This window comes from Enterobacter cloacae complex sp. HYC042_NIDB, assembly GCF_056673315.1.
Map to the genome: position 1 here is coordinate 798,143 of NZ_CP109650.1, position 23,667 is coordinate 821,809.

18 protein-coding genes and 1 pseudogene are annotated in these 23,667 nt (G+C 55.4%); 2 read left to right on the forward strand and 17 right to left on the reverse strand.

The features are described from left to right. Window positions 1-46 precede the first annotated feature (46 nt). The 6 genes from OKF39_RS03835 to OKF39_RS03860 form a co-directional block, all read right to left on the reverse strand. Window positions 47-970: a DUF5655 domain-containing protein gene (locus OKF39_RS03835; RefSeq protein ID WP_150144771.1), complete on the reverse strand. Its 924-nt coding sequence runs from the start codon at window positions 968-970 to the stop codon at window positions 47-49. After that, entirely contained in the window at window positions 963-4,223 is a 3,261-nt protein-coding gene (locus OKF39_RS03840; protein ID WP_479983500.1) for a type I restriction endonuclease subunit R, read from the reverse strand. Before OKF39_RS03840 ends, OKF39_RS03835 begins: the two co-directional genes overlap by 8 nt. After that, window positions 4,220-5,563 carry a restriction endonuclease subunit S gene (locus tag OKF39_RS03845; RefSeq protein WP_136486703.1) on the reverse strand — a complete coding sequence of 448 codons (1,344 nt, stop codon included), beginning with the start codon at window positions 5,561-5,563 and terminating at the stop codon, window positions 4,220-4,222. Before OKF39_RS03845 ends, OKF39_RS03840 begins: the two co-directional genes overlap by 4 nt. Next, entirely contained in the window at window positions 5,563-7,830 is a 2,268-nt protein-coding gene (locus tag OKF39_RS03850; RefSeq protein WP_136486701.1) for a type I restriction-modification system subunit M, read from the reverse strand. The genes OKF39_RS03845 and OKF39_RS03850 overlap by 1 nt, the downstream gene beginning before the upstream one ends. 175 nt (window positions 7,831-8,005) lie before the next feature. Next, window positions 8,006-8,644, reverse strand: a complete 639-nt coding sequence (locus OKF39_RS03855; RefSeq protein ID WP_324660208.1) for a LysE family translocator — start codon at window positions 8,642-8,644, stop codon at window positions 8,006-8,008. Between the two features lie 47 nt (window positions 8,645-8,691). Then, the gene (locus OKF39_RS03860) at window positions 8,692-9,435 is read right to left on the reverse strand and encodes an AraC family transcriptional regulator (RefSeq protein ID WP_136486697.1); all 744 of its coding nucleotides are present in this window, start codon (window positions 9,433-9,435) and stop codon (window positions 8,692-8,694) included. A 151-nt stretch (window positions 9,436-9,586) separates the two neighbouring features. Between OKF39_RS03860 and OKF39_RS03865 the strand changes: the two genes are divergently transcribed. After that, window positions 9,587-10,957 carry an NAD-dependent succinate-semialdehyde dehydrogenase gene (locus tag OKF39_RS03865; protein ID WP_063438168.1) on the forward strand — a complete coding sequence of 457 codons (1,371 nt, stop codon included), beginning with the start codon at window positions 9,587-9,589 and terminating at the stop codon, window positions 10,955-10,957. Window positions 10,958-11,001: 44 nt separating this feature from the next. Here OKF39_RS03865 and OKF39_RS03870 read toward each other — a convergent pair whose 3' ends face one another. Beyond that, complete coding sequence (locus OKF39_RS03870; RefSeq protein ID WP_028015390.1) at window positions 11,002-11,322, reverse strand: hypothetical protein; 321 nt, start codon at window positions 11,320-11,322, stop codon at window positions 11,002-11,004. Further along, on the reverse strand, window positions 11,322-11,867 hold the full coding sequence (locus tag OKF39_RS03875) for a YfaZ family outer membrane protein (protein ID WP_028015391.1): 546 nt from the start codon (window positions 11,865-11,867) through the stop codon (window positions 11,322-11,324). The genes OKF39_RS03870 and OKF39_RS03875 overlap by 1 nt, the downstream gene beginning before the upstream one ends. A 410-nt stretch (window positions 11,868-12,277) precedes the next feature. Between OKF39_RS03875 and OKF39_RS03880 the strand changes: the two genes are divergently transcribed. Next, a complete protein-coding gene (locus tag OKF39_RS03880; RefSeq protein ID WP_479983501.1) occupies window positions 12,278-13,636 on the forward strand; it encodes an esterase-like activity of phytase family protein in 1,359 nt (452 codons plus the stop codon). 53 nt (window positions 13,637-13,689) lie between these two features. Here OKF39_RS03880 and yjiA read toward each other — a convergent pair. The 9 genes and pseudogenes from yjiA to hpaI all read right to left on the reverse strand — a co-directional run bounded on the left by yjiA (window position 13,690) and on the right by hpaI (window position 23,659). Further along, window positions 13,690-14,642, reverse strand: a pseudogene (gene yjiA / locus OKF39_RS03885) (GTPase). A gap of 10 nt (window positions 14,643-14,652) precedes the next feature. Beyond that, window positions 14,653-14,856, reverse strand: coding sequence for a YbdD/YjiX family protein (locus OKF39_RS03890; RefSeq protein ID WP_003856610.1), 204 nt, complete (start codon window positions 14,854-14,856; stop codon window positions 14,653-14,655). Window positions 14,857-14,910: 54 nt separating this feature from the next. Beyond that, window positions 14,911-17,064, reverse strand: coding sequence for a carbon starvation CstA family protein (locus tag OKF39_RS03895; protein ID WP_028015394.1), 2,154 nt, complete (start codon window positions 17,062-17,064; stop codon window positions 14,911-14,913). A 191-nt stretch (window positions 17,065-17,255) separates the two neighbouring features. After that, entirely contained in the window at window positions 17,256-18,173 is a 918-nt protein-coding gene (locus OKF39_RS03900; protein WP_048957191.1) for a helix-turn-helix transcriptional regulator, read from the reverse strand. Between the two features lie 176 nt (window positions 18,174-18,349). Further along, window positions 18,350-18,862 carry a 4-hydroxyphenylacetate 3-monooxygenase reductase subunit gene (locus tag OKF39_RS03905; protein ID WP_069733125.1) on the reverse strand — a complete coding sequence of 171 codons (513 nt, stop codon included), beginning with the start codon at window positions 18,860-18,862 and terminating at the stop codon, window positions 18,350-18,352. A 17-nt stretch (window positions 18,863-18,879) separates the two neighbouring features. Continuing rightward, complete coding sequence (hpaB, locus tag OKF39_RS03910; RefSeq protein ID WP_028015397.1) at window positions 18,880-20,442, reverse strand: 4-hydroxyphenylacetate 3-monooxygenase, oxygenase component; 1,563 nt, start codon at window positions 20,440-20,442, stop codon at window positions 18,880-18,882. 195 nt (window positions 20,443-20,637) lie between these two features. Further along, window positions 20,638-21,528, reverse strand: a complete 891-nt coding sequence (gene hpaA, locus OKF39_RS03915) for a 4-hydroxyphenylacetate catabolism regulatory protein HpaA (protein WP_224066242.1) — start codon at window positions 21,526-21,528, stop codon at window positions 20,638-20,640. After that, a complete protein-coding gene (gene hpaX / locus OKF39_RS03920) occupies window positions 21,500-22,843 on the reverse strand; it encodes a 4-hydroxyphenylacetate permease (RefSeq protein WP_045631051.1) in 1,344 nt (447 codons plus the stop codon). The genes hpaA and hpaX overlap by 29 nt, the downstream gene beginning before the upstream one ends. A gap of 21 nt (window positions 22,844-22,864) precedes the next feature. Beyond that, the gene (gene hpaI, locus OKF39_RS03925) at window positions 22,865-23,659 is read right to left on the reverse strand and encodes a 4-hydroxy-2-oxoheptanedioate aldolase (protein ID WP_059354706.1); all 795 of its coding nucleotides are present in this window, start codon (window positions 23,657-23,659) and stop codon (window positions 22,865-22,867) included. Window positions 23,660-23,667 lie beyond the last annotated feature (8 nt).

Below are 23,667 nucleotides of genomic sequence, written 5' to 3' on the forward strand. Positions count from 1 at the left end.
TCTGACGAACAGAATGTAACGCTTTTGACCCTGGAACAAATGAGTATCAGTTCTCCTGATAAGCCTTTTCGATGAGCAGTTTCGCTTTCATGAGGTCATTTTCATTGCGAACGACCAGCTCAACGTTGCCCGTTCCCCAGTGCCCAATATGCGTTACATCCCGGCTAAACCCCTCTTCCAGCTGAATATGCTCAGGATCCAGTTTCAGCCATAAGCGGATATGGGGATCGGTGACGGGGTAAACGCCGGCGCAAACAAAATTCCTCAGACGACGGAATGCGCCGTATAGCTTCAGCTCTTTGTATTGCACTTCATCGCCAAGAGACAGGACGTAGCTTTTTAGCTGCTCGAATAAGGTGGCTAATTTTGTGGACGCGCTGGCGAGCTGTTCGCTATGCGTTCGTGTGTTACGCTTGCCTGAGGTTGAGGTTAGCGTATCGTTTGCTGCTTCCGAGAACGCGTTTTCAACCACGGCATTGACCAGTTCGAACATTAGCAGGTCGTCAGAAAAAAGCTTGTAACGAATCAGGCTGATATTGCGGTTAATCTGCTGTACGGCATGTTCGTCATACTTATTGAAATCAGCGGCAATACAAAGCAGGCGCGTACCTGACCAGTCGATAGCCTCCGCCGTCTCTTTGCCGAGCTTCTCCATTACCAGCCACTTAAATTCAGCCTTATGATCGAGGAGCCAGTCCAGATAAAACAGCCCCTGGTTGATCACATTTTCGTTGCTGTGACGTTTGTATTCGATAATGACCGGACAGTTATTTTCGTCCAACCCCAGTGAATCAATACGTCCACGGTGAGTCTTACCGGTGCTGTATTCACTGTCGAGAAAACGAACCCCGAGAAAAGTCTCCATTCGGGATTCGATCAAGGATTGCAGCTCTTTTTCGATGGTTATTGCTTTCCCGGAAAGTTCTTTTACGCCGCTAGCACTGTAACGGAACAGCTGGATATCACTCATGAGTCAATTCTCTGCGCATTTTTGCGATGTCATACATCAGGTGAGCAAACCCTTTGGCAACGTCAGGGGACGATAAGTACTGCATCATCATCTCCTTGTGCGCTTCATTACTGTCCATCACGGCATCATCAATGGCTTTCGTAAAGTCGCCCAGCATCGCCTGCTCACGGGTGTTGTTGTCGAGTTGGGTCATGACAAGTTTGTTTTCTGCAAGCTTATCGTATACCACGAAGGCGTAGTTGAGCATGTCTTTATCGGTCAGGTTTTCGGTGATAAACAACTCGTTAAGCTGTGACAGCACCTGCGACAAAAACTCCTCTTTCTTATCTTTTGCTTTTGCAGTGCCGACGTCATTAACCGGGTTGAGCTTATACTCTGCTGCATCCTCCTGAAGCTTAATATGCTGCTCCTGGATCTTTGAAAGCCGATAGTGGCTCATTTCAACATTGGAAAGATCGACGTCATCTTCATCTATCGACTCTTCGCGCAGCAAGGGGCGAAGGTGACGACAATAAAGGCTTAACTTCTCCAGCGACTTGTCATCGTAGGCGACGATCTGGGACATAAATTCGTAAAAGCGTACAAAGCTGCCGAGATCTTTTTTGAAGATCTCGAGACGATCTTTTTCCTGCTTGCAGGCTTTAAAACTGTTTTCCGCGTTGGCGAGCAAAATGGGATTAGGGGAATCCCTTTTCGTTAACTCATAGATCTGTTTGGCGCTGATATACGCCTCTTTCGCGGAGGTATACCGCATTGCCCAGCGGTTTACTGCGGGCAGGCAGATGTTGCTGATCTTCGCATTCGATTTTTTCTTGCTGTAAAAAGCCTCACAAAGCTGTTCGACTTCGTGCCATAAAAATATGCCCATTGCGCGAAGTTTCTCGTACAGATCGAAAACCTGACCTGGATCGCTGACATCGGTCAATTCTGCCGTCTGGTAGTAGGGCTGAAAGGCCGCGAGGATATCGTCAGGCTCGTTATAAAAATCGAGTACAAAAGTGCCGGATTCCTTTTTACCGGGGTAGGTTCGGTTCAGCCGTGACAGCGTCTGTACGCACTCCACGCCGCCAAGCGCTTTATCCACGTACATGGCGCACAGCTTCGGCTGGTCGAAGCCGGTCTGGAATTTGTTGGCCACCAGCATCACCTGATAGTCATCAGTATCAAACGCCTTACGCATATCGCGGCCTTTGAGCGCCGGGTTCATACTGATTTCAGTAAATTTCTGGTGCAACAGCGCGAGGTCGTTCATGTCATTTTCCTGGAATTTGACTTCGCCTGAGAATGCCACCATTGCGGCGATTTTTCCGTAGCCCATTTCAGCGATGTATTTATCGAAAGCCAGCTTGTAGCGCACCGCAGCCTTGCGCGAGCTGGTCACTACCATCGCCTTCGCCTGCCCGCCGAGCAGATGCATCACATGCTGACGGTAGTGCTCAACGATGACTTTTACCTTTTGCGCGACATTGTGTTCATGCAACGTCACCCACTGGTTGAGCCTGATCTTCGCCCGATTGCTGTCCACTTCCTGGTCTTTATCACCCATTTTTTGCAGCAGCTTATAGGCGACTTTGTAATTGGTGTAGTTCTTCAGCACGTCGAGGATAAAGCCCTCCTCAATGGCCTGGCGCATGGAGTAAACATGGTATGCCGCAGGTTTGTTGGTCCTGGACGCGGGTTCGTGCGGGTTGGGTCGGCGGCCAAAAAGCTCCAGGGTTTTCGCCTTCGGCGTCGCGGTGAAGGCGTAGAAATTAAGGTTGCTGCTCCCGCTGCGTGCGGCAAGGGTGGCGTCGAGGATATCTTCAGAGGTCAGGACCACATCGTCGTCGGCCCCTTCGCTCATCAGCACTTCTTTCAGCTGGCGCGCCGTGGAGCCGCTCTGGGAAGAATGCGCTTCATCTGCGATGATCGCGTAGGTTCGCTCTTTTAGGCTGGTGCTGTTTTCAATTGCTTTAAGTACGAACGGGAAGGTCTGGATAGTAACGATGATGATGGGCTGTGAGTGCTCCAGCGCGCTGGCGAGCTTCTCCGATTTCGACCCTTCGCCCTCGCGGTTGTTGATTCGTCCGACCACGCCGTCCGCATGTTCAAACTGATAGATGGTGTCCTGCAGCTGGTCATCCAGCACGGTGCGGTCAGTCACAACGATCACCGAGTGGAAGCGTTTTTCACCCTTTTCGTTATGCAGGCAGGAGAGCTGATGCGCCGTCCAGGCGATGGAGTTCGATTTCCCGGATCCGGCGCTGTGCTGGATAAGGTATTTGTTGCCGGTGCCTTCTTCGACTGCGGCGGCAATAAGCTTGTTCACCACGTCCCACTGATGATAACGCGGGAAGATCAGGCTCTCTTTTTTGACCTTTTTACCGTCCCAGTCCTCTTTCTCCTCGATTTGCAGATGGACAAAGCAGGCAAGAATTTTTAGCAGGTTGTCAGGGAGTAATACTTCATTCCAGAGATAGCTGGTGGCGTATTCATGGTTATCCTCCGGGATATCGTTACCCGCACCTCCCTCTTTAGTGCCTTTGTTGAATGGCAGAAAGAACGTGTCATCGCCAGCAAGCCGGGTGGTCATGTAGACCTCATACTGGCTGACGGCGAAATGCACCAGCGCACCGCGCTTGAAGGTCAGCAGCGGCTCAGGCTTGTTGGTCGCCGGATCTTTTGGCAGGCGCGTTTTTTTATACTGGTTAATGGCGCTGCTGACCGTCTGCTTGAACTCGGATTTCAGCTCAAGCGTTGCGACGGGGAGGCCGTTAATAAACAACACCAGATCGATGCGCCAGCGTTTGGCTTTGGCCTCCGCATCGGTACCGCTCGCGTGGGGGCTGTAAACCAGTTCGGGGACGATTCGACAGATGTTCTGCCGATAGCGCGCAAGGGTGTCCGGGTTGAGGTTGTGATCCGGCTTGAACTGGCATAATGAGAAGCGCGCATTATGGCTTTTGATGCCGTGGCGCAGCACCCCCAGAGTACCGTAGGTCCGGGACTGGAGATCGGTGGCGTTGGCATCGGCTTTTTTAAGCTGCGCGACCAGCGCATCGAGAAAATGACGCTCGGTGTCGTTGGGGTAGATGCGGGTGAATTTTTCCCACTCTTGCGGCTGGGTGATCTGGACAAACGTCAGCGCATCCTGCGGATAGAGCGCGCGTTCGCGATCGTACTTGCTGCCAGTGCCGGGGATCCAGCCGTTCTGGCACATCTGGATTATGATATCGGCCTGTAGATTGGCTTCTTTGGTGACGTCGGCGATCATGCTGTGGCCTCCTCAGCGGTGAGGTATGCTTCGGTGCTGCTGGCGGGAGGTGTCCAGTTGCGGAGATCGATTTTGCCGGTGACGGCGGCGGCGATCAGGGCGGTGCGACGTTCTTTCAGAAGCTCAATTTGCTGGAGTTGTTTTTGGATGAGGGTGTCGATTTTTTTAGTTTCATTATCAATCATTTCATGAATTTCTTTTTGCTCCGTTTTAGGAGGTAAAAGTACGGGAATTGTTTTAAATTCTTCAGGATCTAAATCCCATTGATTAATGCGTATGCCTTTAGAACGACATAAGTATTGGGTAATGTATAGCGTATTTCTTAGCAGGTGATGTATATATTGACTCTGAGCTAATTCATTTATTGATTTCTGGGGTGTGTATACAAAATATGCAGGGCTTACAATCCCTTCAAATTTTGAAATGGCTATTGAACCTTGCCATGCTTTCATTTTATTTAACACTAAGTCGTCAATTTTAACTAACTGGTATTGAGATAAATCATCAGAGGGTTTGTTATTATTATCATCTCTGCTGGATTTTGGTATGACACCATGTTCTCTGTAAACTGATAACAGCTCTTTATCTGCTTTTCCGGTACGTTTTATTCTATTATATAACCTTCCTACCTGGATTATATTCCAGTGTTCAGGAATTCGATCCAACCACTCAACCCCAGAATCTTTCATCGGAACATCAGGATTTAGCCCTTTAGTTACGGCATGGCTAATTACTGCCTGACGTTTTTCTTTTAGTAGTTCGATGAGTTGTAGTTGTTTTTCGATTAACCCATTTATGCTGGTTATTTGATGCCCAAGATAAATAGCAATCTTTAACTGTTCTTTGATAGAAGGTAAATGTAGTTTAAGTGAATCAAATGTTTCACTTCTTACTACCTTACGTAATCCAGTATAGTAAGGTTTTAACCTTTTAAATGAGTCGATGTACAAGAAGTAATAATAAATGAATGACGGGTCTGCTTTGTTATTGCATTTGTAAACATTGTATGCTCCGGTGATCATTCCGCTTTGTGAACTTAATCCTACAGTTCTAGGTGTTTCATCCATATCAAATAGACAAAAAATTAAATCGTTTCTTTCAACGCGTTGATATGTTGCAAAGCTTTCAGGGATTTTCCCTTCACCGGAAGAAATATCTCTAGTAATAACTCCATTTAAAGTTAGTGATAACAAAGTGAAGTTGGTATGATTATTACCGACTATCTCATTCTTAAGTTTTAATAAATGCTTAATTTTAATTGTATGCCAATGAGAAGGTGGATTATCTAAAAATATAACCCCAGAATCCTTATATTCCGGATACGCCTTATACTTAGCCATCAGGAGTGTACCTCCTGCAGCAGCTTCATAATCTCCGCGCTCAGCGCATCCAGCTCCGCATCAATCTCCTCCAGCGGGCGCGGTGGCTTATAGACATAAAAATGTCGGTTAAACGGAATCTCATACCCGACAACGCCAACCTCGCCGTCGCGGGCGTCGCGCTTGTCGGCATTAATCCAGGCGTCCGGCACGTGCGGCAGCACTTCCGCCTTCACATAGCCTTCAATCAAATCGCTGGTCGAAACAGACGGATCGAGCGCCACGTTCTCGTTGTCGCGCAGGTCTGCGTCCTGTTCAAATTCCACCACCTGTCCGCGGTACGAAAACGCGCCGTACAGCGGCTGCGCATCTTCCTTGAGCACCTTTTTAACGACCGGCTCCGCGTCCGGGTTTTTGCGGGTGATGGCCTCGATAAACTGCTTATGCTCTTTGGCATCAAGCTTCACCGCGGCAGCTTTGAACGCCTCTTTGAGCGTCAGCTGGAACTGATTGAAATCATCGCTCGGCTGAGCGCGACCGCCTGCTTTACTGTCCAGCGCCGACTGGATTTTTTGCGCTTTTACCATTAGCGCGCGCTGGTGTTGCCACAGCGTTGCGTCGAGCAGATCTTTAATCTGCTTCTCTTTAAGCTCGGAGAATTCGGCTTTGATAATGGCGCGTGCTTCCGGCTCGAACTCCGCAAAACTGCCGTAGTTCTCGTCCTGCCAGAAAGCCCCGAACGCGTCGTACAGGCACATCATTGGTGCATTGAGCGGTTTTGGCGCAAAGCGCAGCGCGCCAATGGCTTCATCCGTGACCTGGGCCGTCAGACGCAGCGGGCGCTCAATGGTCAGGCGGCGGAAACCAAAGTCGGTGCTGTTGAATATCTTGCAGGCCAGGGTGCGTTCTGCATCGGCGTTTTTAACTTCCACGACGTCGAAGTCGCCAAAGGTGCGAGTAATGAGCCGAATGTCTTCCTCACTCATCATGTTGCGCTTAGCGCCCAATGACTTACGCATTTTGCTGCACAGCTTGCTGGCGTCGATCAGCTGGATCTTGCCCTTACGCTCCGCCGCCTTTTTGTTCGACAGGATCCACACGTAGGTGGCGATCCCGGTGTTGTAGAACATGTCGGTGGGCAGGGCGACGATCCCTACCAGTAGATCGGCTTCAAGGATGTAGCGGCGGATCTCGCTTTCGCCGCTGCCCGCGCCGCCCGTGAACAGTGGCGAACCGTTGAGGATGATCCCGATGCGCCCGCCGGTATCGGCATCGCGCATTTTGCTGATTAAATGCAGCAGGAACAGCAGTGAGCCATCGGAAACGCGCGGCAGGCCAGGCCCGAAACGGCCATCAAATCCTTTGCGATGCTCGTTGTTAACGTCGGCTTCGATCTTCTTCCAGTCCACGCCAAACGGCGGGTTCGACAGCATGTAATCAAAGCGGTCGGCAGGAAGCTGATCGTTAGAAAGGGTGTTACCCAGCTTGATGCGGCTGACGTCCTGACCCTTTATCAGCATGTCGGCCTTGCAGATGGCGTAGGATTCCGGGTTCAGCTCCTGCCCAAACGCGCGCATTACCGCTTTTGGATTCAGCTCGTGAACATACTCCATCCCGGCCGAGAGAAAGCCTCCCGTACCCGCCGTTGGGTCGTAAAGAGTTCGAATAACGCCCTCTTTGGTGAGCGCCTCGTCATCTTCCATAAACACCAGCGAAGTGGTGAGGCGCACGATATCGCGCGGCGTGAAGTGTTCACCGGCGGTTTCGTTGGAGCTTTCGGCGAAACGACGGATTAGCTCTTCAAAGACCAGCCCCATATCATGGTTGGAGATGGCCCGCGGGCTGAGATCGGTGGTGGCAAACTTCTGCACCACTTTGTAGAGGAGATTAGCATCGTCCAGCAACCCAATGAATTCGCTGAATTTAAAGTGCTCGAAAATCTCCCGCGCGTCTCTGGAAAAATACTGGATGTAGTTTTCCAGGTTGGCCTTGATGTCGTTTTGCCCCATTTTGCTCAGGTCCAGCGGCGAGGCGTTAAAGAACGTCAGCCCGTTGGTGGCGCGCAGAATTAACTTTTCTTTCGCTTCTTCCGGTAGGGGAGAAGAGCGAACTTTTTGAGCCTCAATAACGACGGCCTCTTTCGTCTCTTTAAGCACGCATTCCAGGCGGCGCAGCAGGGTAAACGGAAGAATAATGCGGCCATATTGAGATTGCTTAAAATCACCGCGCAGCAGATCGGCGACAGACCAGATAAAGGCTGCCGTTTGGGAGAAATTCAGGGTACTCATAAAAGCGTCCTTGCCCATTTTTAAGGCATTTTGATGATCAATTAAAACCCTCTTTTTATCATGATCAAAACCATTGATCACTAAAAACCGATCTAAATCAGTATGTTATGTATATATATTGCAGTGATTTATGGATTTAATGAATGTATTTTTCAAAATAAATGATGGAGTCTGGTTATATAGCATTAACGCATAATCGCCACAGCACCCACCCGCCAAACCCCATCAGCACCACCCCCGCCGTGCGCTCTATCAGCCACAGCGCACGGCTGAGCTTCTGCTGGACCGCGGGCAAACCCATCAGCGACACCAGCGCCAGATCCCATACCAGCACCACCATCACCATCCAGAGACCGCAGGTCGACTGCTGAAGCAGCGTCACGTCCGGTCCCAGTAGCGCCGTCATCAGCGCCAGATAGAACAACGCGTTCTTCGGATTAAGCAGCGCCGAGCCGAGCCCCAGCAGGATCTGCTTGCGCAGCGAGGGGCAGCGCTGACGGGGTTCATTCAGCGCCAGTGCCTGCGGTTGGCTGCGCACAAGATGCGAGCCGATCCACAGCAGGTACAGCGCCCCGCATACCTCGATAAGCGTAAACAGCCACGTAAACTGGCGCAGCGCGCTCCAGCCGATAATCACCAGAACAATATAGAGCGCGTTACCCGCGGCGATGCCGACGCACAGCCCGGCGCTGCCGCGCAGCCGATAGCGCGCCGCGTAGCCCACAAGCAGGAAAAAATCCGGACCCGGGCTCAACAGCGCAACAAAATGCGCCAGCACCAGAGCGAGAAAAGCGGAAGGGAAGAACAGTTCCATAGCGACCTCAGTTAACCATCTGAGGACAGGCTACGGCGCTGCAGAACCTATTTATTGTCTGATATTGATCGGCCCGTGGCGTACTGGCGCGGCGTGGCGGCGGTATAGCTGACGAAGGTCTTATGAAAATGGCTCTGGTCGGCAAAGCCGCTCTGGTAGCCGACGTCGGCGATGTCGTCCCCGGCACGTAGCCGCGCTTTGGCGAACTCCACGCGGGAGATGTTGAGGAAGCTGCCCGGCGTCAGGCCGGTGTCCTGCCGGAAGGTGCGGATCAGCGTCTCCTTGCGCAGCGAGAAGCGTTGGGCAAGTTCGTCGAGAGAGGGCGGGCTGGTGAGATTGGAAAGAAACGCCTCCTGAACCTGCTGGCTGGTTGGGCGAAGCGCGTCTGCGTTATCCACGCAGCGGGGAAGGGCAGAAAGCAGCGCTTCCACGGACGCTGGAGACATTGTCTTAACGACGTCCAGGTAATGGGCAAACAGGGCAGGGTTACGAATCACCTGTAGCGCCAGAGGAAGATCGGTGTCGATATAGAGCATATGGTAGCTGCGCGGCTGCCCGTCGACGGGGTTGCAGCTGTGCGGCACATAAGCCGGGATCGCAATGAGGTCCCCGGGATGAAGAATGTACTCTTGGTCATGGCACACGCAGCAGGTCTGGCCCTCAACAATCGCGCCGATGGAGAGTTGAGGGTGACAGTGGCGTTTGTACGCCTGCGTGCTCTGCCAGGTGCTGCGCAGCTCAAGGCCCCTGGCGCGGTGAAAAGTCTGGCGAACGTGTCGGGTATCGGTCATGGAAACTCCTTCTGGACGTTTTTTATACCACGTCAGCGAACCGTCCGGCACTGCTTAACTCAGAACCTTCCGGATATACCCAACTTTACGTCCACAGCCAGTCATGTTGACTACCCTTAATACCCTAAGCGGTAAAACATGGAGATTCGATATGGCTTATCAGACAGTAAATCCTGCCACTAACCAGCTCATCAAAGAATACCCCTCACATACCGACGCGGATATCGAAGCGGCGCTCAAGGCGGCCGATGCGCTTTACCATTCGGAATGGGCGAAAGGCGACATCAGCCAGCGCCTGCCGGTGCTGCATAAGCTTGCCGACCTGATCGACGAGCGCGTGGAGGATCTGGCCAAAATCGCCAGCCAGGAGATGGGTAAGCTCATCGAACAGAGCCGCGGCGAGGTGAAGCTTTGTGCGCAGATCGCCCGCTACTACGCCGACAACGCGAAGCAGTTCCTCGCCCCGGTGAAGTACGACTCTGAACTTGGGGAAGCGTGGGTGGAGCATCACCCCATCGGCGTGCTGATGGCCGTCGAGCCGTGGAACTTCCCGTACTACCAGCTGATGCGCGTCCTGGCACCAAACCTGGCGGCGGGTAACCCCGTTATCGCCAAGCATGCCAGCATCGTGCCGCACTGCGCCGAGACCTTTGCACATCTGGTGCGCGAGGCGGGCGCGCCGGAAGGGGCGTGGACGAACCTGTTTATCTCGTCGGAACAGGTGGCGAATATCATCGCAGACGATCGCGTGCAGGGCGCAGCGCTAACCGGCTCCGAAAAGGCGGGCAGCGTGGTGGCCGCGCAGGCGGCGAAGCACATTAAGAAATCGACCCTCGAACTGGGCGGTAACGACGTCTTTGTGGTGCTGGACGACGCGGACCTGGATAAAGCGGTTAAGATTGGCGTGAATGCGCGGCTCAACAACGCAGGGCAGGTTTGTACCGCGGCGAAGCGCTTTATCCTGCATGAAAAGATTGCGGATGCCTTCCTCAGCAAATTTACCGAGGCGTTTAAGCAGGTGAAGATTGGCGATCCGCTGGACGAGAGCACCACGCTGGGGCCGCTCTCTTCCAAAGATGCGCTGGAAACGCTGACCAAACAGGTTAACGAGGCGGTGAAAAACGGTGCCACGCTGCACTATGGCGGCAAGCCGGTGCAGCGCGACGGGAGCTTCTTCGAACCGACGATCCTGACGAATATATCGCGTGAGAACCCGGCGTACTTCGAAGAGTTTTTCGGCCCGGTGGCGCAGATGTACGTGGTGAAAAACGACGACGAGGCGGTCGCGCTGGCGAACGACTCCCACTACGGCCTGGGCGGGGCGGTGTTCAGCCAGGACATCGAGCGCGCGAAGAAAATGGCGTCGCGGATCGAGACCGGGATGGTGTACATCAACTGGCTCACCGATACCGCAGCAGAGCTGCCGTTCGGCGGCGTGAAGCGTTCCGGCTACGGACGCGAGCTGTCGGATCTGGGGATCAAAGAGTTTGTGAACCAGAAGCTGGTGGTGGTGCGTAAGTAAGAGGTAATAAAAAAACCTGCCGGTTGGCAGGTTTTTTTAGTTGATTACTGTACTTCGATCTTGTCCCAGCCGCTTTTGAACATGCAGCTGTCGACTAACGTATCCCGGCGATATTCATTCGCGTCTTCAACCGTGTAGCTCGTGGAAATATCCTTTTTCTTGTTCTTTTTGTCCGTTTTTTCCGAGCTCGAACCGGTCACCACGTTATCCGGAGGCAGATCGATCAGGGCCTGCGCTTCGCATTCCGTAAGCTTTTTATTCATCTCAGCGTCGCTCACGCCCGGTTTTACCCATTTGTACTGGACGCAGCCGGTGAGCATCAGCGTGAGGCTCAGAACGCAAAGCGCGGTAATGCGGTGTTTCATCAGAAGCTAACTCCACCGCCGACATATGCGCCATCAATCAGGGTGTGGTTTGGACGACCATCTTTGCCGTCAACGCTCACGTGGCGGTAGCCTACTTTCAGCGTAACCGGTTTGATTGGGGTCCAGCTTACGCCGCCGTTAGCTTCAACGTAGTTTTTCACGCTGTTGTTCAGGCCTTCTGGTGCCGCATAGCCTTCGCCATAGACGTGGATGCTGTCGGTCAGCGCAACGTTTACGCCGCCGCCAATCGGGAAGGCCACGCCGTTATCGCCTTTTTTCGGGCCGATGTAGATGGCTTTTGCACCCGCATTCAGCATCACCGGGCCCACTTCCAGGTTGTAGCCTGCGCCCACGCCACCGGTCTGGGTACCGTCGTCGGTGTTTTTCAGCCAGTTACTTTCGAGATAAACACCGGATGAGGATTTGCCCATTTCCAGGTTGAGGTTGGTAAAGTTTTTACCCTGCTCAATGCTGCCGCCCATTGCCAGTGCGGAACCCGAGATGGCGGTCAGTGCAGAAAGAAGAAGAATGTTCAGTTTTTTCATGTTTCGTGCCTCATCATCAAATTAATCTGGGAGCACCTTAACAAGCGATGTTTATGACTGCAAATGTGATGCAAATCGACTTTTCATGCTGTAATTGTTAATTCTTTTATCTTTATTTGTAACGCTTAAGTTGGGTTGTCGGCGTGTCAACGCGCAAATTTCAGGTGTTGAGGAACAGTTTAATTTTTTGACTAAACGAAATCTGAACGAGGCAGGGATAGTGATTTGAGATGCATTAATTGCGCTTCTAATAATTTCCAATTCCATTTCTAAAATCACATAAAAAAACAAATTTTTACATTTTTATGGTCATTATTCGTTCAGATGCCCGACCACGTTTCCTTTCCATGTCATTTTTCTGACACGTTTGTTCATTACGTTGTGGGCTTCACTTTCCGGATGCTAACAATATGAAAAGAAAAATCATTCCTGTGCTTATCGGCTGTACGCTCTCTTTCTCTGGCCTGGCGGCGCAGCCCACGGCTGAGCGCTATGTTGTCAGCTTCCCTGACGGCTCACACGTGAAATACAGCGGCGCGTTTGCCGGTGCGTTTCCGAATGGACTCCCGGTAGGGATTGGCTCCGGCCTGCTGTTTACGGGCAAGCAGGGCGATGCTCTGACCTTCGCGACCGTGACCGATCGCGGTCCCAACGCCGATGCGCCCAAAATGGGTAAAAACGAAGCCAAAATTTTTGTCACGCCGGATTTCGCGCCGCTGCTGATGACCATTCGCGTTCAGAACGGCAAAGCGGAGGCAACGGATGCCCGCCCGCTGCATGATGATAAAGGCGAGATTAACGGCCTGCCGCTGCAAAGCGGCGTGATTGGAGCCACCAACGAGGTGGCGTTCAGCGATACCCTCAAAATTCTGAAGGGTGACAACCGCGGGCTGGACACGGAAGGCATCACCCCGGACGGCAAGGGCGGCTTCTGGCTGTGCGACGAGTATGGCCCGTTCCTGATTAACGTCGACAGCAAAGGGAAAATTCTGGCGATCCACGGGCCGCAGGCGGCGGAAGGGGAAAAATCCATCGCGGGCGGTCTGCCAAATGTTATCAAATGGCGCCAGCCGAACCGGGGCTTTGAAGGCCTGACCCGGATGCCGGACGGGCGGATTATCGCCGCCGTGCAAAGCACGCTGGATATCGACGGTAAGAGCAAAAAGCAGGCGCTGTTTACGCGTCTGGTCAGCTTCGACCCGGCGACCGGGAAAACGGTGATGTACGGCTACCCCATCGACAGCGCGGCCTACAGCAAAAACAACGACGCTAAAATCGGCGACATCGTGGCACTGGACGACCAGCACATCCTGCTGATTGAACAGGGTGAGGATAAAAATGACGCGATGCGTAACCTTATCTACAAGGTGGATCTCAGCAAGGCGAGCGACCTGACCGCTTTCGACAAGCCGGGCGAGTACCCGGAGTTTGATGATGAGAAAACCCTGGCGCAGCGCGGCATTACCCTTGCTGCAAAAACGCAGGTCGTCGATCTGCGCGCGCTGGGCTGGAAACAGGAGAAGGCCGAAGGGCTGGCGCTGATCGACGGCAAACGGCTTGCGGTGGCGAACGATAACGACTTTGGCGTGAAGGTGGCGATGCAGCATCCGGTCGAGGGCAAAAAGCTCAAGGACTATCGGGTTAACGAGGAAGGCAAGCTGACGCTGGATGATAAACCGGTGGAAACCACGCTCAGCGTGAAGCCGCTGAAGAAGCCGGAGTCAGAGAGCGAGCTGTGGATTGTGACGCTGCCGGAGGCGTTGAAATAATTTTACCCATCATCCTTCCCCTCTCCCCACAGGGGAGAGGGGAAGCAAGGCGGTTATTTCTTCAGACCTGCAAACGCTGCTCGGATTTCTTCTTCCGGCAGCTGTATACAATAAACACCATCACGCTGTGCGGCGCTTCATCGCCCCACGGGCGGTCCCAGTCGGCGCTGTACAGGCGCTGTACACCCTGAAACAGCAGGCGGTTCGGCTCGCCGTCGATCCACAGCATGCCTTTGTAGCGCAGCAGCTTGTCGGCAAACGACAGCAGCAGGTTTTCCATTACCCGCGAGACCTCGCTGATGTCCACCGGGTAGTCCAGCTCCACCACAATCGACGCCACGTCGTTTTGCTTGTCTGCCATAAAGTGGAAGCGCGGTTTTGCGGTGATGTTCTCCTCCAGCATAAAGCCGTTGGTGTTAAACAGCTGGGATAGATCGATATCGCCATGCGTCACCGTATAAATCGGCGCGCGCGAGTTGATGCGCGTCAGGCGCTCGCGGAGTCTTTCGCTGTCGCCTGCCACGTCGGTTTTGGTCAGCAGAATGCGGTCGGCGTAGCCTATCTGAGACTGGGCAATGGTGAACTGGTTCATCTGCTCGTCGGCGTGGACCGCGTCTACCAGGGCAATCACCCCGTCCAGCAGGTAGCGCTGGCAAAGAATATCGTGCGAGAAAAAGGTCTGAATAATCGGGCCGGGGTCGGCCATGCCGGTGCACTCGATCACCAGGCGGTCGAAGCCGATGACACCGCGATCGCGGCTGTCGAGCAGGTCCAGCAGGGCGTCTTCCAGCTCGTTAGAGCGGGTGCAGCAGATGCAGCCGTTGGTCAGGGTTTTGATTTGCGTGGCGCGGTCTCCGATTAATTGATCGTCAACGGAGACTTCGCCAAATTCGTTTTCGATGACGGCGATTTTGAAGCCGTGCTGCTCGTTCAGGATGTGGCGCAGCAGGGTGGTTTTACCGGCGCCGAGGAAACCGGTCAGCAGGGTAACGGCAATCGGGGTCATGGTCTCTCCTTTAGCAGCAGCGGACGCCGCCTTCTCCACTTCCGCCGTAGCGCGCTTCCTGACGCTCGCGGAAGAATTCGGTGTAGGTCATGTACGGCTTATCCGGATGGTTGGTCTTCATATGCTCAACGTAGTTGTCATAGTCCGGAATGCCAATCAGCATCTTCGCCGCCTGACCGAGGTATTTTTTTGCTTCGCCTAAGTTACCAAACATAGTCCATCCTGATAAGAACAAAGCCCCGCCGAAGCGGGGCTGAATACAACCAGATTAATGGTGTGAAGAGGTCTTCACGCCGCCTTCCGGCACCGGCACGTACGGGGTCTCTTTATCCGTACGGCCTTCGGTGTTGCGCACTTTCATCCAGGTTTTGATGCCGTAGAAGATAATGCTGTACACCACCACCAGGAACAGAATGCTCAGACCCGCGTTGGTGTAGTTGTTCACCACGATATGGTTCATGTTGGCAATCTGCTGCGCGGTCAGATCCGCGCCGCCTGCGGCAATCTTCTCTTTGTACTGGTTAGCCATGAAGAAGAAGCCTTCCAGCTGCGGGTTGGTGCTGAACAGCTTCAGGCCCAGCGCCCAGGTGGTGCAGAGCAGCAGCCACAGCGCAGGAACCACAGTCACCCAGATGTATTTGGTGCGTTTCATCTTCACGAGGACAACGGTACCGAGCACCAGGGCAACGGCTGCCAGCATCTGGTTAGAGATACCGAACAGTGGCCACAGGCTCTTCACGCCGCCGAGCGGGTCGACAACGCCCTGGTACAGCAGGTAGCCCCACAGGCCTACGCACCCGGCAGTACCCAGAACACCCGCTACCAGAGAGTCGGTTTTCTTCAGGAACGGCACGAAGTTGCCCAGCAGATCCTGCAGCATGAAGCGGCCCGCACGGGTACCGGCATCCAGCGCGGTGAGGATGAACAGCGCTTCGAACAGAATACCGAAGTGGTACCAGAAGCCCATGTCCGCCCACGGCAGCACTTTGTGGAACACGTGTGCGATACCCACGGCCAGCGTCGGCGCGCCACCTGCGCGGTTCAGCACGGACGGTTCGCCAATGTCCTTCGCGGTCTGCATGATCTGCTCAGGCGAGATCACGAAGCCCCAGGAGCTGACGGTCGCCGCCGCGTGTGCGCTGGCCTCTTTCAGCTGCGCCATGATCAGCGCGGTATTTTCCCCGCCCATCTCATGCAGGTTTGGCATGGTGATGCCCAGACCCGCCGGCGGGGTGTTCATCGCGAAGTACAGGCCTGGCTCGATAATCGACGCCGCAACCAGCGCCATGATCGCCACGAAGGACTCCATCAGCATCGCGCCGTAACCGATAAAGCGCGCGTCGGTTTCGTTAGCCATCAGCTTCGGCGTGGTGCCGGAGGCGATCAGCGCGTGGAAGCCAGACACGGCGCCGCAGGCGATGGTAATAAACAGGAACGGGAACAGGGCGCCTTTCCACAGCGGACCGGTGCCGTCAATGTACTGAGTCACCGCCGGCATTTTCAGCTCAGGGTTGATGATGACAATCCCGATCGCCAGCCCGACGATGACACCGATTTTCAGGAAGGTCGCCAGGTAGTCGCGCGGAGCCAGAATCAGCCACACCGGCAGCAGGGCGGAAACGAACGCGTAACCGATCAGCGCGAAGGTGATGGTGGTGTCTTTAAAGGTCAGCGCCGGGCCCCAGTACGGGTCGTGCGCAATCACGCCGCCGAAGTAGATGGAGGCGACCAGCAGCACGATACCAATGACCGACACTTCACCCACACGGCCAGGGCGCAGGAAGCGCATATAGATGCCCATGAACAGCGCAATCGGTACGGTAGAGCAGACGGTGAAGACGCCCCACGGACTTTCGGCCAGCGCTTTCACCACGATCAGCGCCAGCACGGCGAGGATGATGATCATGATCAGGAAGCAGCCGAAGAGGGCGATAGTTCCCGGCACGCGGCCCATCTCTTCTTTGATCATCTCACCCAGCGACGAGCCGTTACGGCGCGAGGAGATAAACAGCACCATAAAGTCCTGCACCGCTCCCGCCAGCACCACGCCCGCCAGCAGCCAGAGCGTACCCGGCAGGTAGCCCATCTGGGCGGCCAGCACCGGGCCGACCAGCGGGCCAGCGCCTGCAATGGCGGCAAAGTGGTGACCAAACAGCACGTAGCGGTTGGTTGGCACGTAGTTCAGGCCGTCGTTGTTAATGACCGCCGGGGTGGCGCGCGTCGGGTCGAGCTTCATGACCTTCTGCGCGATGTACAAGCTGTAGTAGCGATAGGCCACAAGGTAGACGGAAACCGACGCGACCACGATCCACAGGGCGCTGACGTGTTCGCCCCGGCGTAATGCGACAACCGCCAGACAAAAAGCGCCGAGGATCCCGAGTAAGGCCCAGGGCACGTGCTTAAGTAGTTTTTTAGTATCCATAGTAAGACCTGGTTTTTTATGTAAAGAAAAAAGGGTCAGGGTTCGTTGTGAGGAGGTATTGATTAATGCTGGAGCGATCGTGCCAGATCCGCGCGCGCGTAAAGGACGGTAAATGAGTGAGTGGTTGAAAGTGATGGATGAGCGGTCAAAGGACGCGGCGAGTGGTTCAGGCTCGCCGCTGGTCGGGAAAATTATGTGATTGAGATCACGTGGTTTTCCGGGCTGCGCTCCATCGACAGGTAGCTTTCCAGCGTCTTGATGAGTTTCTCCTTCAGCCAGCTTGGCTCCAGGATCTGAATATTCGGCAGCCAGTAGAACAGCAGCGGCAGGATCTGGTTTTCGTGTGCCGCCTGGCAGCGCAGCGTGACGCCGCCGCGCCGCTCCTCCAGCAGCTCCTGTTCCGGCAGGAGATCGCGGCGCAGGAAGTAATGTGAAATATTATCCTTAATGAATATTTTCACGGTGAAAGTAGTTTCGGACACCCACGGGTCGAGGCTTTTTTCCAGCAGTTCCCGAACATTTTCATCAGGGGTAAAAAAGGTTTTTTGAACATCAAACCAGCTAATCTGGCTTAATGAAAAGGATTTCAATCGGCTATTTTCGGTAGCTTGTAAATACCATATATTTTTTTTGTTAATGAGTTTATAGGGATTAATCAGACGGGTTTTACCCTTATAAACGATCTGACAGACATTATGGTTCTTAATCGATTTCTCGATTTTCGCTAAATGGCGGCGGATATCACGCTGCACCGTGTGCTCTGCGTCATTACCGAGGATAAGAATATGGTTTTCGTCGACGCGCGCCTCCAGCTTTTGCCAGAAGTCCGTATTTCTTTCAGGGAAAAAGTTATCGGCATTCAGGAAGTTAGCCAGAGCATGATGTAATCCCTGCCCGCCGGGAGATTGGGCGGAGTGGATCAGTCGATATAGCCCGTTACCGGTATGTTCAACAATGGGCGAGAGCGCATTTAAATCCCGGTAGACGGTACGCTCGGTAATTTTAAATTTCTCCATTAGCGCACTGCGGTTTACCACCCCGTGTAAATGTAGCTCAAGGAGAATATCGACCAGACGTTCAGCCGAGCGGCTCCGCGTCGTTTTAGCCATAAGGTCTTCCTGTATATTGGGTATGCGCTGAACAATGCAAAAGCACTGACCGGAGATGTCAGTATTCAGGCACAGAAAATTTCTCTTATGGATATATAACGGCGTGATTTAGCGGAAACCTTAGGAATTTTTGTAGAAAGCGGCGCTGGCCCGAAAAAAGGCCAGCGCGAGGGGGATCACACGACGGCTTCCATCTCCATCATCACCGGGTGGAAACGGCGCTTAAAGTAGATCAGGCCGTGTCCCGCGTCACTCAGGATGATGTTTTTCACTTCGACAAGATAAACCAGATGCGTGCCGATGGTTTGCACCTGGGAAATCTCGCCTTCCAGGCTCGCCAGCGCGCCTTTCAGCACCGGCTGCCCCAGCGGGCCTTTCTGCCAGCAGGAGAGGGCAAAGCGCTCCTCCATTGCCATCCCCGTCATCCCGGCGAAGTGGCGGGCCATGATCTCCTGCTCGTGGTTCAGCACGTTGACGCACAGCCTGCCGTTGCCCTGAAAGACCGGGTTCATGGCGCTGTTGGCGTTAATGCAGACCATGACCGACGGCGGTGTATCCGTCACCGAGCAGACGGCGGTGGCGGTAATGCCGCAGCGTCCGGCGTCGCCCTCTGTGGTGACCACATTGACCGCCGCCGACAGGCTGCTCATTGCGTCGCGAAAACGCAGGCGTTGTTCATCTGAATGCATTGTAACCTCCCGCTGCGCTATTTCAGCAGCTTGTCGAGCATGTTGATATCGCTGTTGTTGTGCAGGTGCGGCACGGTCCAGCCGTGCTGGTCGTACTCGGACATGCAGCGGTCGACCATTGCCATCATCTTGTCCATATTCCCGGAGCTTTGCGCCTGACGCAGGCATTGCAGGCGGATCTCATCCTGGCTGCCGGAGTAGTTGATTTCGTACAACTCGTGACGACCCCCAAACTCGCTGCCGATGGCGTCCCACATCAGTTTCAAAATCTTGATGCGTTCGACGTGATCCATTCCGTTGGAGCCGCGCACGTACTTCGCCAGATACTGGTCGATCTGCGGGTTGTTCAGGTCCCGCGCGCTGGACGGCAGATAAATTAGCCCGGAGGTCACGTTACGTTCGATGATGTTCTTGATCTTCGCGTAGGCCATCGGGGCCATCACGCGGTAGGTTTGCAGCGCCGCGTGGTCCGGCAGGTACGCGCCGTTCACCCACGGCGTGGCTTCGGAGCACATGGAGTCGCTCAGCGCCCAGAACATATTGCGCCAGGCCACTACTTCACCGAGATCCGCCTGCACGCCGCGGAACTCAAGGGTACCGGTGCACTCCAGGGATTTCTTCAGCAGGGCGGTGATGAAGTCGAGCTTCACCGCCAGACGCACGCAGGCCTGCAGCGGGTACATGCGGGCGAAGCCGCCCTCCATCGTCCAGCGACGGCAGCGGTCGAAATCGCGGTAGATCAGCACGTTTTCCCACGGGATCAGCACGTTATCCATCACCAGGATCGCGTCGTTCTCGTCGAAGCGGCTGGAGAGCGGGTAGTCGTACGGGGAGCCGGTTGCGCCTGCCACCATCTCATACGAGGCGCGGGAGATCAGCTTCACGCCTTCGGCATCCATCGGCGCGACGAACATCAGCGCGAAGTCCGGGTTTTCGCCCATCACCTGCGCGGAGCCAAAACCGATCATGTTGTAGTGGGTCAACGCCGAGTTGGTTGCGACGACTTTCGCACCGCTGACGATAATCCCGGCATCGGTCTCTTTCTCCAGCTTGATGTAGACGTCCTTCACCTCGTCCGCCGGCTTGTGGCGGTCGATCGGCGGGTTGACGATGGCGTGGTTGAAGTACAGGCCGGTTTCCTGAATGCGGGTGTACCAGTTCCGGGCGTTCTGCTCGAACTGGCCGTAGAAAGCCGGGTTAGCACCGAGCGCGCAGCCGAACGCCGCTTTGTAGTCCGGCGTGCGGCCCATCCAGCCGTAGCTCAGGCGCGACCACTCGGCGATGGCATCGCGCTGCTGGCGCAGGTCGTCGGCGCTTTTCGCCACGCGGAAAAATTTGTGGGTGTAGCCGCCGCTGCCGGTGTCGGTGCCCCAGCACAGCGTGTCCTGCATGTCCGGCTTGTGCAGGGCGTCGTACATCTGGGCGATGGACGCCGCCGCATTGCGAAACGCCGGGTGGGTGGTGACGTCCTTAACGCGCTCGCCGTAGATATAAATCTCGCGTCCATCCTGCAGGCTTTTTAAATACTCTTCGCCGGTTAACGGACGTTTGGCATCAGCGCGGAAATCTTCAGGCTTCATAGGGACCTCGTATCGGAAGATGATTGTTAAATTTATGTTTTGTTTTTGTTGTTTAATTGAAGCGTGAGAGGGGCGGAACGTGAAGGGACGTTTGGGACAACGGCGGGTACTTTTCGGGCGGGATTGGGATTTGTGATCTGTGCGGGTTTTTGGCGGGTGGCGCTGCGCTTACCCGCCCTACATACCGCGATGCGCTCAGGAAACCGGTACTTTCTGCGCCCGATACGCGCTGGGCGAGCAACCCGTCAGGCGATTGAAAAACCGGGCGAAATAGGCTGGATCTTTAAATCCCAGCTGCCAGGCAATCTCGCTGACCGTGCTGTCGGAAAACAGCAGCAGGCGCCTGGCCTCGCGCAGCTGCCGGTCGAAGGTCAGCCGTTTCGGCGAGCGGTTGGCGAAGCGGCGGCAGATGTCCGTCAGGCGGGATTCGGTCAGGTGCAGTTCGCTGGCGTATTCCGGTACCGTCCAGTGCTGGTGGTAATGGGTGTCGATCAGCTGGGTAAAGCGCTGGAACAGCTTCAGCTCGCCGCGCATCCCGCTGGCCGCGTGGTCGTCGAGCTTCGCGTTGCGCAGCAGCAGGGTAAATACCGCCTGCGCCAGCAGGACCAGCGTATGCTCACGGCCCGGCAGCTGCGCCGTGGTTTCCCGGGCGATGAGCTGCCAGTAGTGCTTCAGCGCCGCCAGTTCGTCAGGCTTGTCGGCAAGCGACAGACAGATCCCCGGCAGGCCGAACGCTTCCCGCGTGCCGGGGTAGAGCACCTCCAGCAGCGGCCAGATGAGATCCTCGCGCACCGTCAGCACGTGCCCGTCGCTGTCGGATTCGGTGATAAACGCGTGCGGCACCGACGGCGGCGTCAGCACAAACAGCGGCGCCTGCACCGAATAGCGGTGGTCGTCGAGCTGGAGCTCAATCTGCCCGGTGTCGAGAAAGTGCATCTGAAAATACTGGTCGTGACGATGCGCCTGCATGTCGCGGCCAAAAAAGGCCGCCATGCGGGCGAACGATTGATAGTGCACGTCGTCGGTGCCCAGGCTTTCGTCGTACTCCTTGCTGATATCAATGTTGGCGATAGGGCTCTGGCACATGATCGTTCCTCTGTTGAACCCGCTGCGTCATCGGGATACGCGTCAGCACCAGCGCGCCGACCACCAGCAGACCCGCCACGAACCACAGCCCGGAGCTGAAGCTGCCGGTCGCGTCGCGCAGGATCCCAATCAGCAGCGGGCTAACGGCGGATCCGACGTTACCGATGGCGTTGATCACCGCCAGCGCCACCGCGCGGGATTGCAGGCTAATAACCTGGTCCGGTGTGGTCCAGAATATCGCCATGGCGGTAAACGATCCGGTTGAGGCCATGATGATGCCAAGCAGCTGGATCAGGCTGTGATCGGTCGCTGAGGCCAGCATCCATCCCGCCGCTGCAAACAGGTACGGCAGGATGGTGTGCTTTTTTCGCTCTTTCAGCCTGTCGGAGCGGCGACTCCACCAGATCATCCCGAGGATGGTACAAAACTGCGGGATCGCCGCCAGCAGGCCAATCACGATATTACTGCTGCCGGTGTTGAAGCTTTGCAGGATCTGCGGCGTCCAGATGTTGATCGCGCTCAGCGTATTGGTCAGGCAGAAGTAGGCCAGCGTGTAGAGCAGCACGGCGGGCGTAAGCACCTCGCGCAGCGTCGAGCGCGGCGTGACGGATTGGGCGATGGCGACCTCCTGCTCGCGCGCGATCATCGTTTTCAGCGCCTGCTTTTCGTCTTCATCCAGCCAGGTGGCCTGATCCGGCGTGTCGTTGAGGTAAAACCAGGTCACCACGCCGAGCACCACCGATGGCAATCCCTCCAGCAGAAACAGCCACTGCCAGCCCTTCAGGTTCCACAGCCCGTCCATCGCCAGAATATACCCGGAGAGGATCGAGCCGAGCATCATGGTCACCGGCATGGCGATCATAAACAGCGCGTTGGCGCGGGCGCGGTGATAGGCCGGAAACCACCAGGTGAGATAGACCAAAATCCCCGGCAGGAAACCGGCTTCCGCAATGCCCACCAGCATGCGCAGGACGTAAAGCGTTTCGGGGCTGGTGGCGAACATGGTGCAGGTGGAGGCAATGCCCCACACCACCATGATCCCGGCGATCCAGCGGCGAGCGCCGACCTTCGCCAGCATGATGTTGCTGGGGATCCCGCACAGCACGTAGGTGACGTAAAACAGCGTCGCGGCCAGGCCAAACATGGTCGACGTGAGGCCCAGATCTTTGCCCATCGTCAGCCCGGCAAAGCCGATGTTGATGCGATCGAGAAACGAGAAAACAAACAGGATAAAGAGAAACACGATCAAACGACGGAACAGCTTATTTATTGCGCGATGTTCTACATCTTTATTATGCAGGGTTGAGGTCGTCATGTTGCGCTCCACATCGTACGTTTAGTAGACGGATTTATTGTTATCAACTGCTGTGGTGACGTCGGTAAAGCGGGCCGCCAGCGCTTCGGCGCTGCGGGCGAGCAGGGTGGTATCTACGCCGACCGCCACAAACAATGCGCCGAGGCCGAGATAGCGTTTCGCCAGCTGTTCATTCGCCATCAGGATGCCGGGCGCTTTGCCCGCGCTGAGGATCTGCGCGATCGCCTGCTCGATGGCGGCCTGCACCTCCGGGTGCTGCGGATTGCCGGCAAAGCCCATGTCGGCGCTCAGATCCGCCGGGCCGATAAACACGCCGTCGACGCCTTCCACGTCCAGGATCTGCGGCAGGTTTTTCAGCGCCTCGCGAGTTTCGATCTGCACCAGCACGCACATGGCGTCGTTAGCCTGATGCAGGTAATCCGGGATGCGATTCCAGCGCGAGGCGCGCGCCAGGGCGCTGCCGACGCCGCGAATGCCCGCAGGCGGGTAGCGGGTGGCGCTTACCGCCAGCCGCGCCTCGTCAGCGTTTTGCACCATCGGCACCAGCAGGGTTTGCGCGCCTATGTCCAGCAGCTGCTTGATCTGCACCGGATCGTTCCACGACGGGCGCACTACCGGCTGGCTGGGATAAGGGGCGATGGCCTGGAGCTGGGTCAGGACGGTCTGCACGCTGTTCGGCGCGTGCTCGCCGTCGATCAGCAGCCAGTCAAAACCGGCCCCGGCCAGCAGCTCTGCGCTGTAGCTGCTGGTCAGCCCCAGCCATAAACCGATTTGCGGGCGGCCCGCCTTCAGCGCCGCTTTGAATGCGTTTTGCATGGTCGCCT

Excerpts from the sequence above, each read along its gene's own strand:
- OKF39_RS03875 (WP_028015391.1), bottom strand. The coding sequence starts at position 11,867 with ATGAAAAAACTGAACATTCTTCTTCTTTCTGCACTGACCGCCATCTCG.
- OKF39_RS03900 (WP_048957191.1), bottom strand. The coding sequence starts at position 18,173 with ATGGCTAAAACGACGCGGAGCCGCTCGGCTGAACGTCTGGTCGATATT.
- OKF39_RS03855 (WP_324660208.1), bottom strand. The coding sequence starts at position 8,644 with ATGGAACTGTTCTTCCCTTCCGCTTTTCTCGCTCTGGTGCTGGCGCAT.
- OKF39_RS03835 (WP_150144771.1), bottom strand. The coding sequence starts at position 970 with ATGAGTGATATCCAGCTGTTCCGTTACAGTGCTAGCGGCGTAAAAGAA.
- OKF39_RS03880 (WP_479983501.1), top strand. The coding sequence starts at position 12,278 with ATGAAAAGAAAAATCATTCCTGTGCTTATCGGCTGTACGCTCTCTTTC.
- OKF39_RS03845 (WP_136486703.1), bottom strand. The coding sequence starts at position 5,563 with ATGGCTAAGTATAAGGCGTATCCGGAATATAAGGATTCTGGGGTTATA.
- hpaA (WP_224066242.1), bottom strand. The coding sequence starts at position 21,528 with ATGTGCCAGAGCCCTATCGCCAACATTGATATCAGCAAGGAGTACGAC.
- OKF39_RS03905 (WP_069733125.1), bottom strand. The coding sequence starts at position 18,862 with ATGCATTCAGATGAACAACGCCTGCGTTTTCGCGACGCAATGAGCAGC.
- OKF39_RS03840 (WP_479983500.1), bottom strand. The coding sequence starts at position 4,223 with ATGATCGCCGACGTCACCAAAGAAGCCAATCTACAGGCCGATATCATA.
- OKF39_RS03850 (WP_136486701.1), bottom strand. The coding sequence starts at position 7,830 with ATGAGTACCCTGAATTTCTCCCAAACGGCAGCCTTTATCTGGTCTGTC.
- hpaI (WP_059354706.1), bottom strand. The coding sequence starts at position 23,659 with ATGCAAAACGCATTCAAAGCGGCGCTGAAGGCGGGCCGCCCGCAAATC.
- OKF39_RS03860 (WP_136486697.1), bottom strand. The coding sequence starts at position 9,435 with ATGACCGATACCCGACACGTTCGCCAGACTTTTCACCGCGCCAGGGGC.
- OKF39_RS03865 (WP_063438168.1), top strand. The coding sequence starts at position 9,587 with ATGGCTTATCAGACAGTAAATCCTGCCACTAACCAGCTCATCAAAGAA.
- OKF39_RS03870 (WP_028015390.1), bottom strand. The coding sequence starts at position 11,322 with ATGAAACACCGCATTACCGCGCTTTGCGTTCTGAGCCTCACGCTGATG.
- OKF39_RS03895 (WP_028015394.1), bottom strand. The coding sequence starts at position 17,064 with ATGGATACTAAAAAACTACTTAAGCACGTGCCCTGGGCCTTACTCGGG.
- hpaB (WP_028015397.1), bottom strand. The coding sequence starts at position 20,442 with ATGAAGCCTGAAGATTTCCGCGCTGATGCCAAACGTCCGTTAACCGGC.
- OKF39_RS03890 (WP_003856610.1), bottom strand. The coding sequence starts at position 14,856 with ATGTTTGGTAACTTAGGCGAAGCAAAAAAATACCTCGGTCAGGCGGCG.
- hpaX (WP_045631051.1), bottom strand. The coding sequence starts at position 22,843 with ATGACGACCTCAACCCTGCATAATAAAGATGTAGAACATCGCGCAATA.